The following is a 15,145-nucleotide window of genomic DNA, read 5'->3' on the forward strand; positions in this document are numbered from 1 at the left end:
GCCGCGGTGCGGACCCTGCTGTCCGCCGCCGTGCTGCTGGTGGCCGTTCCCGTGGCGGAGGCGGGCGCCGCCGCTCCGGTGCCGCCGTCCGACGGTCTGCGGTCGGCCGTCCGGCAGATGGTCACCGACGGATTCCCGGGCGTGGTGGCGTACGCGCGCGACGGGCGCGGGGAGTCCAGGGCGGCGGCCGGGTCCGCGGACCTCGCGACCGGTGAGCCGGCCCGGCCCGGCCAGCGGTTCCGCATCGCCAGCAACACGAAGGCGTTCGTGTCCACGGTGCTGCTCCAGCTGGAGGGAGAGGGACGGCTCTCGCTCGACGACCCCGTCGAGCGGTGGCTGCCGGGCGTGGTGCGCGGACACGGCAACGACGGCACGGCCGTGACCGTACGCCAACTGCTCAACCACACCTCCGGGATCTACGACCCCACCACCGAGCCCGGCTTCTTCGCCCCCTATCTGGAGGACCACGACTGGGACCACGTGTACACCCCGCGCCAGGTGATCGGGATGGCCGTGCGGCACGCACCCCTGTTCCGGCCCGGCCGGGGGTGGGCGTACTCCAACACCAACTACCTGCTCGCCGGGCTGGTCATCGAGGCGGTCACCCACCGGAGCGCACCCGAGGAGATCCACCGCCGCATCATCGCCCCGCTCGGTCTGACGCACACCTCGTTCCCCGTGACGGACAGCGGGGTACCCGGCCCGCACCTGCACGGATACGACTTCGAGCGGCGCGATGTGACGCGGTTCAGCCCCTCCTACGACTGGACGGCGGGCGCCATGATCTCCACCGTCGACGACCTGGCCCGCTTCGCCCGCGCGCTGTTCACCGGCCGTCTGCTGCTCCCCGCGCAGCAGCGCGAACTCCAGCGGACGGTGGACCTCCCGGCGGCGTCGGGGTACGCGCTCGGGGTGCGGCGCGCGGAGCTGCCGTGCGGCACACCGGGCGGCGCGCCCACGGTGGTGTGGCAGACCGACGGCGGCGGGCCGGGATATACGAGCATGTCCCTCATCACCGCCGATGGCGGGCGCCAACTGGTGCTCGCGGCCAACCTGTTCGACCTCGCGGCGGATCTGAAGCACCAGCCTCCCGTCCCCAAGAGCGGGGCGGCGGCGGGGGCCATGACCGCCGTCCTGTGCCGCTGACCGACGGGTTCACCGGGCTCCTGGCCCCGTGAACCCGTCGCGGTCCGCCCGGTCAGCTGTGCGCCGGGGCCAGGGCCCCGGCGACGGGACCGGTGTGCGGGGCAGCGGGTGCGGCGGCCGGGGGTGTGAACGCCGAGACCCGGTGGCCGACCGGGGCCGGGGCGCGCACGACGGCGCGCCGGGTGGGGTCCGGGCTGCCGATGTAGAGCCAGCCGATGAGCCGCTCGCCCGGGGCCAGCCCGAGGAGCAGCCGGGTGGCGGCCGATTCGACGGCGGTGCCGGTGCGCCAGATGCTGCCGAAGCCCCGGTCGTGCAGGAGCAGCGTCAGCGAGTTGACCATGGTGCTGCTCGCGGCGAGCTGTTCCCAGGCCGGTACGCGATGGTTGCGCTGCGGGACGAAGACCAGGGTGGCGAGCAGCGGGGCGCGCAGCGGTTTGCGCGCCGCGCGCCGGACGGACTCGGCGTCGGTGGCGTCGGACGCGAAGGCCGCGCCCAGCGCCGTACGGCCGTCCCCGCGCACCAGGATCCACCGCCAGGGGCGCAGCCGGCCGTGGTCGGGCGCGGTCGCCGCCCAGGCGAGGAGGTCGACGAACTCCTCGTCGCTCGGGGCGGGTTCGATCAGCCGGTGCTCGCTGCGGCGGGTGCGGATGGCGGCTTCCAGTTCCATCAGCGGTGGCCCCTCACCGCGGCGGCAGCCAGAACGACCGCACGCCGCGCACCGCCGCGAGCCGGTCGCGGGCCATGCCGGTCGCCGCCGCCGCGGTGCTGATGTTGAGGTGCTTGGCCCGGGTGAAGATCTCCACGAGCCGGTCGGGGATCAGCTCGGCGCGCTTGCGGACCCGGTCCATGTCGTGCCCGGCCGGGTGGAGTTCGTCGACGACCTGGATCAGGCCGAGCGCGTTGATCACGAAGTCCGGTGCGTACAGGATGCCGCGGGCGGCGAGCCGTTCGGCGACGGCGGGCGCGGCGAGCTGGTTGTTGGCCCCGCCCGCGATCACGCGGCAGCGGAGCTTGTCGACGAGGTCGGTGTCGATGACGTTGCCGATCGCGTTGGGGCTCAGGACGTCCACGTCCAGCAGGTACAGCTTCTCGCGGCTCACGACCTCCGCCCCGCAGGCGTCGGCCACGCGTTCCGCCTTCTCCTGGTCGATGTCGGCGACGGTCAGCCGTGCCCCGCCCTCCGCCAGCAGGGCCGCCAGGCCGGAGCCGACCTTTCCGACGCCGTCGATCGCGATATGACGGTCCGTCAAGTCCGTGGTGCCGTCGAGATGGCGCAGACACGCCCGGATCCCGAGGCTCACCCCGTACCCGGTCATGGCGCCCGATTCACCGGATCCGCCCTCCTCGACGTCGAGCCCCCGGATCCACTGCGACTCCTTGCGCATGACCCGCAGGTCGGCGGTGGTGATGCCCATGTCGCAGGCGGCGATGAACCGGCCGGAGAGACTCTCGACGGCCTGCCCGAACGCGCGCAGCAGCGTCTCCGACTTCTCCACGCCCGGGCCGCCGAAGATGACGGCCTTGCCGCCGCCGATGTCGAGACCGGCGCAGGCCGCCTTGTACGTCATGGCCCGGGACAGGCGCAGCGCGTCGCCGACGGCCTGGTCGTCGCTGCGGTACGGAAGGAAGCGGACGCCGCCGAGCGCCGGGCCCAGCAGGGTCGAATGAATGGCGATGACGCATTTGAGCCCACCGGGGCCCGAGCTGAACAGCACCTGCTCGTGCCCGTCCATCTCGTCGAACACACTCATGTCCCACCTCAACATCCCGTCCGGGCCGGACGGACCGGCGGCTCCGCCCCGGAGCCCGCCTCCGGACCCCCGCCCGAGCGGCGGTGCGAAGACAGGCCCACGCGGCGCGAACCGCCGGTCCGTCCGGCGGAAATCGATTCTGCGGAAATCGGGCAGAAGTCGATCAGGCCCGCTGCAGTCCGGACGTGAGCAGCGCCGCGTCCAGGATGTCCCACAGCGCGCACAGTGATTCGAGGAAGTCCTCCACGCCCCGCGCTATGTCGTCGCTGTTCGAGGAGTCCATGACGGTCGAGACCGCCCTGATCACGTTCGCCTCGTGCTGCTGCTCGGCACCGGCGTCACCCCAGTGCTCCGCCAGGTAGTGCATCTCCGGTTCGTCGAGGTCCGACTTGTAGTGGCCGGAGTCGACGAGCGCGCGCTTCTCGGCGGGGATCAGGGACTGGTTGGAGATGATCTCCAGCGCGAGCGCGGTGCCGAGGTTGCGCACGGTGGTCGCGGAGTCGGTGGAGAACCGGCGCCGGAACACCTCGATGGCCGCCGTCGCCTGGGCCGTCAGCCCCGTCTCGCGGTCGTAGCCGGGCAGTTGGGCCAGCAGCCGGTCCGAGCAGTCCTTGAGCCACGCCTCGACCCGCTCCGTGTCGTACACGTCGTCGAAGACCTGCTCGCCGGTGCGGTTGACGATGTGGCCCGCCATCGTGGCCAGTTCGGGGCCGTGCCCGGCCTCGCTGTCGACGATCTCCTCGATGAGGACCGCCTGCTCGTCCCAGCCGATGCGGCGCAGCGCCGTCGGGAACTCACCGCCGGGACGGGTGGAGGCGCAGAACGACTGCACCTGGTGGAAGAGTGCGCCCGAGACCACCGCGGACGGGGGCCCCGCGGCCCAGTGGTCGTAGAGCGGGTGGTCGAAGACGCGGTGCGTCTTGATGCGGTCGATCAGCGTGTCGGTCGTCGTCATCGATTCCTACTCCGGTGAGGGTGGGGTTGATGGTGCCGGGGAAGCGGATCGCGCGGGGCGGGAGCGGCCGGGCCGCTCAGGCGAACTGGAGCTGGGAGGGGTCGATCTTGGGCACGGAGAAGCCGATCTTCTCGATGTGGCCGGCGATCGCCTCCTTGTAGAGTTCGCGCAGCTCGCCGTTGTCGTGCTTGCGCAGACCCCATTGGACGGCGAGCCTGCCGCGTCGGGAGTCGGGCCGTCCGAACATGTCCAGCGCCATCGGGTAGAACCGGTCCAGCGCCTTCTGCGCCCGGTCGCGGGACTCGCCTCCGGCGTCGTACGACTCCTGCATCAGCCGCTTGCCGTAACCGAAGTGCCGGGCCTCTTCCTTGAGGATCGCGTCGGCCTCCACGCGCAGTGGCGCATAGGTGCTGGTGGTCATTTCCTTGATCTGGAAGTGGCCTTCGAGTTCGCACAGGAAGCTGAACGCGGCGCGCTCCTCCCACTGGGTGAACCGGGTGGTCATGCTCTCGGCCGGGAAGTAACGCCGGTCCGCCACGGCCTGGTTCACCATGTGCGCGGTCTCGATGCCCAGCGGCGTGAGCAATTTGGCGAACCGCCGGAAGTGGTCCACTTCTTCCATGCCGAACTTGAGGCACATGTAGCGCTCGTCGGCATTCGGGGCGAGCGGATAGAACGAGTCGACATAGGTGTCGCCCGCGCTGAGCTCGCCCTCGCCGTTGGCGAGCATTTGGTGGGTCAGTACCTCGCGGTATTCCTCCGGGAGTTCACTGACGTTCTCCAGGTTTACGCTCTCCGAAAAGACGTCCGCCATACGAATCTCCTCCGGGTAGCCGAGAAGGCGAGACTAACCGGGCTGTTCGCGGGGTCGGTAGGCCACGATGGACCCATACGGGCGGGGCACCTTGGGAGTATCCGAATGGCTCTTTGGGAGTACTCCGATGGCACTTCGAGGGCCCCGCGGCCGGGGCCCTCAGACGTCGGTGCGCGCGGGCGGGCGGATGTAGGTGAGGGTGTGGTGGGAGACGATCTTGCCCGCGGTGTCGGTCGTCTCGGCGGTGCCGTAGACGATGAGCCGGCCGGGCCGGACGATCGTGGACTCGCAGAACAGGTCGGTGCGGGCCGGGCCGAGGAAGCTCGTCGTCATCTGCTGGGTGACGGAGGGGTCGTCCTCGCCGAACAGCGACATGATGGCGATCCAGCAGGTGACGTCGGCGAGCGTCATGGCGCACCCGCCCTGGAGGACGCCACCGGGACGGAAGAGCTCGGGCCGCTGGGGCAGCGAGACCTTGGCGTGCCCCTTGCCCACGGCTTCCACGCGGAATCCCCACCAGGGGCCGAAGGGGCTGTTGTCGAGGACGGCCTGGGCGGCGTCGACATTCATCATCGCAGGAACATAGCACCGTTCGGACCGCCGACTGCTGCGCCCCGGAGGGGAGTTGGGAGCGGATGCGGCACCCGGGGGATGCGGACGAGGTGCCCGGCAGATGCGGCTGAGGCACCTAGGAGGTGCTGCCCACCTCGCTCCTCCACTGGGCGTGATGCCCCTGGGCGTGCCGCTCCCGGTCGGGCGCCGCCGGCTTCATGGAGCCGAGCCGGGAGACGAGGAGCGCGGCCTCCACCCGGCTGGAGGCCGACAGTTTGATCATGACGCGGTGGACGTGCTTCTTCACCGTGTTCTCGGCGATGTGCAGCACGGAGCCGATCTGCTTGTTCGTCATGCCGTCGGCCAGCAGCCGCAGTACGTCGCTCTCGCGGGAGGTGAGGCTGGAGATGGCTCCCGGGGCCGACGGTGCGGGGCAGCCGTCGATGTCGGAGAGGCGTTCGCGGGGCAGGAGGTAGGCCGCGCAGCCCCGCGCCACCAGGGCGATCACGCTGGCGAACTCCTCCTGGAGGATGTCCAGGGCCATGAACCCGGCGACCCTGGCCCGTAACGCGTCCTGGAGCGTGACCAGGGAGTCGTGGCACCACAGCACGATGACCGAGGCGCGCGTGCCGATGAGCTGGACGAGCCGGCGCAGGCTCTCGCCGGTCAGTCGGCGCAGATTGAGCAGGACGACATCGGGTCCCGCGCAGGCGATGGCGTTGAGGAGACCGGGCACGTCCTGGGCCACGCCGACCACGTCGAGTTCCGGTGCCTCCCTGCTCATGGCCACCAGACCGGACCGGGTCACCACCTGGTCGTCGGCGATCAGCAGCTGTATCCGATGCATGAGCGGCGTCCTCTTCCCCCGTGCGGCCGTCCGGGACCTCTGTGGAGGCCGGGCGCCGGATGCGACCGCAAGATCGAATTAGGTCAGCGGGTGCCGGCCCGCCCCGGTGCCGGGTCCGCCGATGGTCGATCGGGGATGCGGCGATCGGGATCGGTATTGCGGGCCGTCGGGCTGGCGCATTTCTTCGCGGCATGAGGCGGTGCGATGCGATCCCGAACCGGCGGACAGTGGATTCGAGGAAATGCAAGGAGGGTTCGCGCCGGGTTCTCCGGCTCGCGACCTTCACCAATGGCAATCTGCGTGCTGATTTCCCGTCGGGCGGGGCGCTGGATCCCCGCTATGCGCGAAGGGGAGAACCAGCCAAGTTCGCGACGCTCTCGTGCGCGCTCAAGGCAGCCCCCTCCGGCCCGGCGGTGGGCTCTGGGCGAGCGTACCTCACGGTCACTCACATGGGGAGATCTGAATGAAATGTTCCGGATGGGTATGCGGCGGGTGAATCAGCCGCACCGATTCGGCCATTCCTTCCGAAATTAATCGGCCCTCGGGGCAAGGGGATTGTCCGCATCTCCCTGTGGAGCGGGACCGGCGGGCCCGCCAAGTGGCGTGCGCTTCCCGGCGGTTCTCCCCGTCTACCCGGGAAGGCGGATCCCCTTGAGGGCGGAGTCGAAGACCGGCCGGTACCGGTCCCACTGGGCGTTCGGCGCGGAGAGGTAGACCACGTACTGCGTGCCGTCCGTGCCGGTGAACGCCACCTCCACCGCGCGGAACTCGCGCACCTTGCCCTGGAACGTGAACTCCCAGTAGCCCGCGGGCCGTCCCCGGAACGTGGTGGGGGCCATGCGGACCCGCTCGTAACCGGGACTGTCGCGGCGCGTCTGGCTCTCCCCGGTGTCGCGCCAGTGCCGCAGCGGGTCGGAGCCCGCGAACTGGACCACGTCCACGCGCAGCCCGGCGAGGCCGGTCGGGTCGATGAAGGCGAGCTCACCGCTGGGCACCTTCGCCGCCTTCCACCCGTTCGGTACGGGCACGGCGAAGCCCTGTCCGGCGGCTTCGAGGCGGTAGCCGGCGGGCACCGGCGGCGGGGCGGGGGAGGAGCTGGCGCCGCCGCCACGGTCGGCGGCGGAGGTGCCGCTCCCCTCGGGCCACAGCAGTGCGCCGCCCGTGGCGAGCGCCGCGACCAGCGCCGCCGAGACCGCCCACAGCAGGGTGCGGCGAACGCCCCGGCGTCGCGGCGCCGGTGCCGGGGCGGGCTCCGACACCGGCTCCGGACCGGCGGGACGGGGCAGCGGTGCGGTGTCGGCCGAGGCCGCACGGGCGAGGAGCCGTTCGGCCTCGTGGGCGTCCATGCGCAGCTGCGGGTCCTTGGCCAGCAGCCCCTCGATCACGGAGGTCAACGGACCGGCCTGGCGCGGGGGTTGGTGCGGCTCGGCGGCGATGGCGTACGCCGTCTCGATGGCGGTGTCCCGGTCGTAGGGAGGGCGTCCCTCGACCGCCTGGTAGAGCGTCGCGCCGAGGGACCACAGGTCGCACGCGGGTCCGGGCTCGCTGTCCGCGCTGCGCAGCCGCTCGGGCGCGAGGTAGTGGACGGATCCGACCAGCTCGCCCGTCCGCGTCAGTGACGTGTCACCCGACTCGACGGCGATCCCGAAGTCGGTCAGGACGATGCGGCCGTCGTGCCCGAGCAGGACGTTGGCGGGCTTCACGTCCCGGTGCAGGACCCCCGCCGCGTGCGCGGCGCGCAGCGCGGCGACCATGATCAGACCGATCCGGGCGGCCTCGCCGACGGGCAGGGTGCCCCGCTCCTTCAGTACGTCGCCGAGCGTGACGGAAGGGATGTACTCCATGACGATGCACGGCAGCCCCTCGTCGTCGAGGACGTCGTGCACCACGATCACATTGGGGTGGGTGATCCGGGCCGCGCTGCGGGCCTCGCGCCGGGTCCGCTCATGGAGGCGCCGGACCTCGTCGTCGGGCAGATGCGGCGGGACGTGCAGTTTCTTGAGGGCGACGTAGCGCCCCAGCGTCACGTCCTCGGCCCGCCACACGGTGCCCATGCCGCCACGGCCCACCCGCTCGACCAGCCGGTAACGGCCGGCTATGAGCCGCCCCAGATCGGACACCGCCAGAACCTTCTTCTTCCCCGCACACCGCGCACGTACATCCGAAACGAAACTTCGCCATCACCATAACGTGCCCGGCTGTGCGCGGTGATTACGGAATGTGTGCGGCGGCATGGTCCGCGTAATCACCCGGAACGGTCCGGATGTGCGTCATCACTCCAGGTCAGAACTGCGGGATGGTATTTCGTGGGACGGAAACACCTGGAAGTTCCTGGCGGCGGTGTATTGCGTCCCGGGTGAGCGGGAGTTTCACTTGGGACGTTCCCCCAGACGCACGTTCAGCAGGGGAGGGTGTACGGAACTCCCAGGAGAACGGAGATCGAGATGTGTCCTTCCGTGACATCGGAGAACTCGGGGGGCCGGGGTCCCGCACCGGCCGCCGTCGACCAGGCGCAGGCCGAGAAGCTGGACGGCCGGAGGCTGGAGCTGCTGATCGACGAATTGCGCGCCCGCCAGCAGCACCTTCCCGCGCTGGCCGAGCAGCGGCACCAGTTCCTCGACATAGACCCCGATCTCGCTGGACGCAGCTACCTTCCGTGACCGGGAGCGGCCGTCCGCCGCCGGGCCGCGCCCACTAACCTGGCCGCATGACGACGCACCAGGCGGTTCCCGTGAACGTGGACGCGATGATCGACGACCTCCGCACGCTCGTCGAAGTCGAGTCCCCCTCGCGCGACCTGGACGCCCTGCGGACCTCGGCCCGAACCGTCGCGGCGGTCATCGAGAACCGCCTGGGCGGGCGGGCCGCCGTCGTCGAGCGCGAGCAGCTGCCGCACGTCCACTGGTCGGGCGGCGGCGACCCCCGGGTGCTGATCCTCGGCCACCACGACACCGTGTTCCCGCTGGGCACGCTGGAGCGCCGCCCGTTCCTGGTCAAGGACGGGCACGCGACCGGCCCCGGCGTCTTCGACATGCTGGGCGGTGTGGTGCAGGCCATCCACGGCGTGGCCGCGCTCGACGACCGGTCGGGTGTCGAGATCCTGATCACGGCCGATGAAGAGGTCGGCTCCGCCTCCTCCCGGGCCCTGCTCGAAGAGCGGGCCCTGGCCTGCGGCGCCGTGCTCGTGGTCGAGGGCGCGGCCGACGGCGGGGGCCTCAAGACCGGCCGCAAGGGCTGCGGCACTTTCGAGGTGACGGTGACCGGGCGGGCCGCGCACGCCGGCCTCGAGCCCGAGGCCGGGATCAACGCGCTGGTGGAAGCCGCGCACCAGGTACTGGCCATCGCCGGGCTCGCCCGGCCGGGCAGCGGCACCACGGTCACCCCCACGGTCGCTGCCGCGGGCACCCTGGACAACGTCGTACCGGCGCGGGCGACCGTCACCGTCGACGTCCGGGTGGAGTCGGGCGAGGAGGAGGACCGGGTCGAGGCGGCGTTCGCGGCGCTGACACCGCGGCTCGACGGTGCGCGGATCGCGGTACGGGGAGGCATCGGCCGCCCGCCGATGCCCGAGTCGGCGTCGACCGAACTCTTCGCGGCGGCCCGGCGGCTGCTGCCGGACCTGGAGGGCGTCGCGGTCGGCGGCGGCAGCGACGGCAACTTCACGGCCGCGCTGGGGGTGGCGACCCTCGACGGTCTCGGGGCCGTCGGCGCGGGCGCCCACGCCGACCACGAGTACGTGGTGGTCGACGCCATGACCGAGCGGGCGAACCTCATCGCGGGGCTGGTGGAAGCGGTGCGGACGAAGACGCGCTGAGCATCGCTCTGCGCGGGCCGCGGCGGCCTCGGACCGTGCTCCGGGACCCGCCTTCCCGCCCTGCGGCGGTGCCCCGTACGGCCCGGTGGCTTCGGACCTGCCCCGGGACTCGGCCTCCCAGCCCTGCGGCGCCGCCCTATTCGGCCAGTTCCGCGAGGTCCACCGGCACCCGCCAGGTGATCCGGCGGCGCACCGACTCCAGTTCGTCCTGGAGCGGGGACGGCGGCACGGCGAGCACCGGGCAGGTGGCGTGGGCCAGGCAGTAGCGGGCGACCGAGGGGTGCAGCAGCCGGTGCAGCCGTCCGCGCGCCCCGGCGCCGACGACGAGGAGGTCGTCGGGACCGTCGGCGGCCCGTACCAGCGCCACTCCCGGGGTGCCCCAGATGATGAGCCCCTTGGTCGCCACGTCCGGCCCGCCGGGCCCGAACGCGTCGTCGAGCGCCTGCAGCAGACGCTCGCCCGCCACCCGGCGGCACTCCTCGACCACGGACGGCTCGGGCCGGGCGCGGTGGCCGAGTTCACCGCCGGGCGGCGCCCAGGCGAGCACGGCCCGCAGGACCGCCCCGGTGCGCCGCGCCTCGGCGGCTGCCCGGTGCAGCGCGGTCAGGCTGCCGAGGCTGCCGCTGACCCCCACCACGACGCGCCGCTCACGACCCTGCTCCGTCATACCGGCCCCACTCCTCGCCTCGCCCGAGCGTTTCCCCCACTCTCGCCCGGCCGTAGGGCCGAAATGCGCGCCACCGCCGGGTGTTGGCGGCCTCCTGACGCGCGGGGGCGGGACCCTGACGCCTTGCTGACGCCCGCCGCCCGCCCCCTCGTGCCGCTCGCCCGCGTCAAGCGGGCAGCGCCCACACCTGGTTGGCCTGGAGGTGGCCGCAGGCCCAGACGTCCAGCTTGGTGCTGTCGGCGGTGCCGCCGCCGTACACGTCGAGGCACAGGGCCGAGGCGCCGTTGACCAGGGTGCCGTCGGGCTTCGCGGTCCAGTGCTGGGTGGCCGCGCCCGTGCAGGTGGACAGGGTCGCGGGGCTTCCGGCGGTCGTCCCGGCCGCCGTGAGGCACTTGCCGAGCGACCGTACGGTGGTGTCGGCGTTCATGGTCCAGCGCTGGTTGGGGTTGCCGGTGCAGGTGTAGAGGATGGTGGGGGTGCCGTCGGCGATGCCACTGCCGGTGACGTCCACGCACTTGGCGCCGTTGCCCGTGAGCTGGCCGGTGGGTACGGCGGGAGCGCAGCCGGTGCCCGGCGTCAGCCGCCAGACCGCCGTGCCGTGCGCGGGCACGGTCGCCGTGAGCGAGCCGTTCACCGTCGAAGTGGCGCCGGTCCAGAGGTCCTTGGCGGTCACCGCGCAGCCCGGCAGGCCGATGTCGGCGAGCGCGGTGGTGACGGTGCGGGCCGCCGAGCCGCGGTTGAGTACCGCGACCGCCCGGTCCGCTCCGGCCAGGGGCCGGACGAGGACGTCGGTGGTGCTGTTGGACGACGCCACGCCCGCCTGCCGTCCGAGGCTGTCCTGGTCGACGGCGATCAGGTCGGTGTTGCCGAGCGCGGACCGGGCCGCCGGGGCGAGGTGGGCGACGTCGGAGGAGAGGATGAGGGGCGCGGCCATCATCGACCACAGGGCCATCTGGCTGCGGGACTCGTCGTCGGTGAGTCCGCCCGCGCCCGCGATGAGGAAGTCCGGGTCGTTCCAGTTGCCGGGTCTGGCGTAGCGGCCGATCCACCGGTTGTAGCCGTAGTTGGAGAGCACGCTGGCCCAGCGGCTGGTGGTGGGGTGGGCGGGGTCGTAGGTGGCGATGTCCCAGCCCTCCCGCCAGAGCTGGCCGTCCGGGCCGACCCAGGACAGCACGTCGAACCAGGTGGGGTTGCCCCATTCGCCGGTCTGGAAGTAGGCGGGCGCGGATTCGGAGAAGACGATGTCGCGCCCGCTCGCCCGCAGGGCCGCGGCCTGGGCGTCGTACGCCTGCCGGTACGCCTGTTCCTTGGTCTGGCCGGGAGCGGTGTAGAGGTTGCAGCCGTCCAGTTTGAGGTAGTCCACGCCCCAGGCGGCGAACGTGGTCGCGTCCTGGGTGAAGTGGTCGGCGCCCCCGCCCTGGGGCCGGCCGCTGCCGGGGTAGCCGCCGCAGGTCGTCGACCCGGCGTCCTCGTAGATCCCGAAGCGCAGTCCTCGGTCGTGGAGGTAGGTGCCGAGCCAGGCCATGCCGTGCGGGAACTTCACGGGGTCGGCGGCGAGTTTCCCGCCACTGTCACGGGACTTGGTCATCCAGCAGTCGTCCACGGTCAGCGTGGTGTAGCCCTTGGCGGCGAGGCCGCTGGAGATGAGGGCGTCGGCGTTGGCCGTGACGGTCTGCTCGGTGACGCCGCACTGGTAGTGGGCCCAGTCGTTCCAGCCCATCGGGGGCGTGGCGGCGGACTGCCGGACCGGTGGCGGGGCGGGGGAGGGGGCGGCGTGCGCGGTCGCGGCGCCGGTGAGCGGCAGACAGAGCAGCGCGGCGGCGAGTGCGGCGAGCGCGGTGCGTCGGGGGCGGGGCACGGTGGTCTCCTCGGTGGTGAGAAGGGGACGTGCGAGGTGGAGCGGAGCGGAGTGCGCGATGACCTCCGGGGAAGGTGCGCGCCGGGTGGCCATGATGGGTGATGCACTGTAGCGCTCTCTTTCGAGCACCTTCAATCACCGTACGGTAAAAGGGAGTTGGGGCGTCCGGGTGAGGGGCGACGGGTGATCGGCGCCGCGCACTGGTGTGTTGTGTTTGATTACGTGGACTCTTGACGCTTATCGAAGCCGTCAATACCTTGCGCAGCAGCGACGCGTGACATGCCGTGCGCCTCATGCGCCGCCGAGCGCCGCATGACCGCACACTCCGCCTGCCGTTTCCCAGGGAGTACGCATGCACCGACGCACACTGCTGAGGGCCGCCGCGCTCAGCCCGCTCGCCGCGTTCGCCGTCTCCGGGGGACGGGCGTTCGCCGCCGGGCACACCTTCGGCTTCAGCCCGGACGGCGCCGACTTCGTCCTCGACGGCGCCGCCTTCCAGATCCGCGCCGGAGAGCTCCACCCCGCCCGTATCCCCGTTCCGTACTGGACGCACCGCATCCGCATGGCGAAGGCGCTGGGCCTCAACACCATCGCGCTCTATCTCATGTGGAACTACCTGGAGGAACGCCCGGGCGCCTTCGACCTGACCACCGACCGGCGCGACTTCGCCGCCTTCATCCGGCTGTGCGGGCAGGAGGGCATGTACGTACTGCTGCGGCCCGGCCCGTACGTCTGCGCCGAGTGGGACCTCGGCGGTCTGCCGTCCTACCTGCTGGCCAAGCCGTCCGCCAGGCTGCGCGTCAACGCGGCCCAGGACCCGGACTACATGGCGGCCGTCTCGCGCTACATCGCCGCGATCGCGCCGGTCGTGCGCCCGCTGATGGCAGCCAACGGCGGCCCCGTCCTGATGGTGCAGATCGAGAACGAGTACGGCTCGTACGGGAGCGACAGCGCCTATCTCGAGGCGCTGCGGCAACTGTGGCTGGCGGCGGGGATCGAGGGGCCGTTCTACACCCAGGACGGGCTCGGCCAGGTCACGGCCAACCACACCAACGTCACCGGCGGCGCCATCGGGCTCAGCGGCGGCACCTCGGCGGACATCAAGCGCTGCCGCACCGCGTTCCCGCGCGTCCCGGCCCTGTCGGGCGAGCTCTACCCCGGCTGGCTCACCCACTGGGGCGAAGCCACCTTCGCCGGGCTCGGCACCGATCTCACCACCTCTCTGCGGGAGTTGATGAACGCCCGGCAGTCGTTCAACCTGTACGTGGTGCACGGCGGCACCAACTTCGGCTACTGGGCCGGGGCGAACGCCAACGACGACGGCACCGGCTACACCCCGCACATCACCTCGTACGACTACGGCGCGCCCATCACCGAACAGGGGCGGCCCGCCCCGCGCTATCCCGCCTACCGCTCGCTCATCGGCTCCTACCCGGGGGTGACGCTGCCCCCGGTGCCCGATCCGGTCCCCACCCTGACCCGCACCGGAGGCGACGCCCCGACCCCCGTCGCGTACGCCTCGCTCTGGGACAACCTGCCCGACCCGCTCCCGGCCGCGCGGACCGTCACCCCGCAGCCGATGGAGGACCACGGGCAGAACTCCGGATTCCTGCTCCACCGCAAGACCCTCGCGGGATACACGGGGGCGACCCTCGACACCGGGCCGGTCCACGACTACGCCACGGTCTTCCTCGACGGGACCTACCGGGGCGCCCTGTCCCGCCCGGCCCTTCCCGCGCCCTACGCGACGCCGCTCAAGGCGACCACCGGCACCCGGCTGCCACTCGGCGCGGCGGGCGGCCGTCCCACCCTGGACATCCTGGTCGAGGGCATGGGGCGCATCAACTACGGCCATGGACTCGTCGACCGCAAGGGCCTCACCGGGCAGGTGTCCCTCGCCGACGCGGGCCCGCTGACCGGAGTGCTCACCGAGTGGCAGACCTACGCCCTGCCCGTCGACGAGGCGTACGTCACCTCGCTGCGCCCGGTGATCAGCGACCCGGGCCGGGCCGGGATCTTCTTCCGGGCGACGGTGGACCTGGCCGGGACCGGAGACACCTACCTCGACATGTCCGGCTGGACCAAGGGCGTGGTCTGGGTCAACGGCCACAACCTCGGCCGGTACTGGTCCATCGGCCCGCAGCAGCGCCTGTACTGCCCGGCCCCTTGGCTCACCGTCGGGCGCAACGAGATCCTCGTACTCGATCTGCACCAACTCCGGCCGCAGCCCGTCCCGTTGGAGGCGGCGCCCACCGAACCCGCCCGTCTGCTGCTCAACCGCCGCAGCGGAAAGGCGGCCGACGTGCCCGACTGGTCCACCACGGCCGGTGCGCAACTCGTCCAGTGGACCCGCAACGGCGGCGCCAACCAGCAGTGGCGCACGACGCCGGTCGCGGACGGGATCCGCATCCTCGCCAATGTGAACTCCGGCCAGCTGATCGACATCCAGGGCAACGCCTCCGCCGACGGCACCCCCGTCATCCAGTGGCCCGCCCACGGCGGCGCCAACCAGCAGTGGCGCCAAGTGCCCGCGGGCGCCGGTTATGTGAAGCTCGTCAGCGTCAGCACCGGCAAGGTGCTGGGCGTGAGCGGCAACTCCACCGCCGACGGCGCGCGGCTCGTCGAGCAGACCGACACCGGGGACCCCAGCCAGCAGTGGCTGCCGTCCCCGGTCTGAACACCCGGCCCGCCGTGCGGCCACCTGCCCGAACCCGGTGGCCGCACGCCCGCCCCACGCCACG

13 protein-coding genes are annotated in these 15,145 nt (G+C 72.0%); 4 read left to right on the forward strand and 9 right to left on the reverse strand.

The features are described 5' to 3' along the window. Positions 1-6 precede the first annotated feature (6 nt). Complete coding sequence (locus AB5J87_RS33260; protein WP_369382297.1) at positions 7-1,146, forward strand: serine hydrolase domain-containing protein; 1,140 nt, start codon at positions 7-9, stop codon at positions 1,144-1,146. Between the two features lie 52 nt (positions 1,147-1,198). On the opposite strand, the gene AB5J87_RS33265 is transcribed toward AB5J87_RS33260, so the two are convergent. The 7 genes from AB5J87_RS33265 to AB5J87_RS33295 all read right to left on the reverse strand — a co-directional run bounded on the left by AB5J87_RS33265 (position 1,199) and on the right by AB5J87_RS33295 (position 8,185). Further along, positions 1,199-1,813: a nitroreductase gene (locus AB5J87_RS33265; protein WP_369382299.1), complete on the reverse strand. Its 615-nt coding sequence runs from the start codon at positions 1,811-1,813 to the stop codon at positions 1,199-1,201. A gap of 13 nt (positions 1,814-1,826) precedes the next feature. After that, positions 1,827-2,897: a Leu/Phe/Val dehydrogenase gene (locus AB5J87_RS33270; protein ID WP_369382302.1), complete on the reverse strand. Its 1,071-nt coding sequence runs from the start codon at positions 2,895-2,897 to the stop codon at positions 1,827-1,829. 163 nt (positions 2,898-3,060) lie between these two features. Continuing rightward, complete coding sequence (locus AB5J87_RS33275) at positions 3,061-3,852, reverse strand: hypothetical protein (protein ID WP_369382303.1); 792 nt, start codon at positions 3,850-3,852, stop codon at positions 3,061-3,063. A 76-nt stretch (positions 3,853-3,928) separates the two neighbouring features. Further along, entirely contained in the window at positions 3,929-4,666 is a 738-nt protein-coding gene (locus tag AB5J87_RS33280) for a Phenylacetic acid catabolic protein (protein WP_369382305.1), read from the reverse strand. A 159-nt stretch (positions 4,667-4,825) separates the two neighbouring features. Beyond that, positions 4,826-5,239: a PaaI family thioesterase gene (locus AB5J87_RS33285; protein WP_369382308.1), complete on the reverse strand. Its 414-nt coding sequence runs from the start codon at positions 5,237-5,239 to the stop codon at positions 4,826-4,828. Between the two features lie 115 nt (positions 5,240-5,354). Continuing rightward, entirely contained in the window at positions 5,355-6,065 is a 711-nt protein-coding gene (locus AB5J87_RS33290; protein ID WP_369382310.1) for a LuxR C-terminal-related transcriptional regulator, read from the reverse strand. A 629-nt stretch (positions 6,066-6,694) separates the two neighbouring features. Then, positions 6,695-8,185 carry a protein kinase gene (locus tag AB5J87_RS33295; protein WP_369382312.1) on the reverse strand — a complete coding sequence of 497 codons (1,491 nt, stop codon included), beginning with the start codon at positions 8,183-8,185 and terminating at the stop codon, positions 6,695-6,697. 336 nt (positions 8,186-8,521) lie between these two features. Here AB5J87_RS33295 and AB5J87_RS33300 point away from each other — a divergent pair, with 336 nt between their 5' ends. Together AB5J87_RS33300 and AB5J87_RS33305 are read left to right on the forward strand one after the other, a co-directional pair. Then, positions 8,522-8,725, forward strand: coding sequence for a hypothetical protein (locus AB5J87_RS33300; protein ID WP_369382314.1), 204 nt, complete (start codon positions 8,522-8,524; stop codon positions 8,723-8,725). 47 nt (positions 8,726-8,772) lie between these two features. Next, complete coding sequence (locus tag AB5J87_RS33305) at positions 8,773-9,879, forward strand: M20 family metallopeptidase (protein ID WP_369382316.1); 1,107 nt, start codon at positions 8,773-8,775, stop codon at positions 9,877-9,879. 136 nt (positions 9,880-10,015) lie between these two features. Here AB5J87_RS33305 and AB5J87_RS33310 read toward each other — a convergent pair whose 3' ends face one another. Further along, a complete protein-coding gene (locus AB5J87_RS33310; protein WP_369382318.1) occupies positions 10,016-10,546 on the reverse strand; it encodes a universal stress protein in 531 nt (176 codons plus the stop codon). Between the two features lie 166 nt (positions 10,547-10,712). Beyond that, positions 10,713-12,497, reverse strand: a complete 1,785-nt coding sequence (locus AB5J87_RS33315) for a ricin-type beta-trefoil lectin domain protein (protein WP_369382319.1) — start codon at positions 12,495-12,497, stop codon at positions 10,713-10,715. Between the two features lie 259 nt (positions 12,498-12,756). Here AB5J87_RS33315 and AB5J87_RS33320 point away from each other — a divergent pair, with 259 nt between their 5' ends. After that, on the forward strand, positions 12,757-15,081 hold the full coding sequence (locus AB5J87_RS33320) for a beta-galactosidase (RefSeq protein WP_369382321.1): 2,325 nt from the start codon (positions 12,757-12,759) through the stop codon (positions 15,079-15,081). Positions 15,082-15,145: the final 64 nt, after the last annotated feature.

Source organism: Streptomyces sp. cg36, from assembly GCF_041080675.1.
Lineage (GTDB): Bacteria > Actinomycetota > Actinomycetes > Streptomycetales > Streptomycetaceae > Streptomyces.

Bases quoted from the DNA above. Each gene is read 5' to 3' on its own strand.
- AB5J87_RS33275 (WP_369382303.1), bottom strand. From the start codon at position 3,852: ATGACGACGACCGACACGCTGATCGACCGCATCAAGACGCACCGCGTC.
- AB5J87_RS33320 (WP_369382321.1), top strand. From the start codon at position 12,757: ATGCACCGACGCACACTGCTGAGGGCCGCCGCGCTCAGCCCGCTCGCC.
- AB5J87_RS33305 (WP_369382316.1), top strand. From the start codon at position 8,773: ATGACGACGCACCAGGCGGTTCCCGTGAACGTGGACGCGATGATCGAC.
- AB5J87_RS33280 (WP_369382305.1), bottom strand. From the start codon at position 4,666: ATGGCGGACGTCTTTTCGGAGAGCGTAAACCTGGAGAACGTCAGTGAA.
- AB5J87_RS33285 (WP_369382308.1), bottom strand. From the start codon at position 5,239: ATGATGAATGTCGACGCCGCCCAGGCCGTCCTCGACAACAGCCCCTTC.
- AB5J87_RS33310 (WP_369382318.1), bottom strand. From the start codon at position 10,546: ATGACGGAGCAGGGTCGTGAGCGGCGCGTCGTGGTGGGGGTCAGCGGC.
- AB5J87_RS33290 (WP_369382310.1), bottom strand. From the start codon at position 6,065: ATGCATCGGATACAGCTGCTGATCGCCGACGACCAGGTGGTGACCCGG.
- AB5J87_RS33265 (WP_369382299.1), bottom strand. From the start codon at position 1,813: ATGGAACTGGAAGCCGCCATCCGCACCCGCCGCAGCGAGCACCGGCTG.
- AB5J87_RS33270 (WP_369382302.1), bottom strand. From the start codon at position 2,897: ATGAGTGTGTTCGACGAGATGGACGGGCACGAGCAGGTGCTGTTCAGC.
- AB5J87_RS33315 (WP_369382319.1), bottom strand. From the start codon at position 12,497: ATGGCCACCCGGCGCGCACCTTCCCCGGAGGTCATCGCGCACTCCGCT.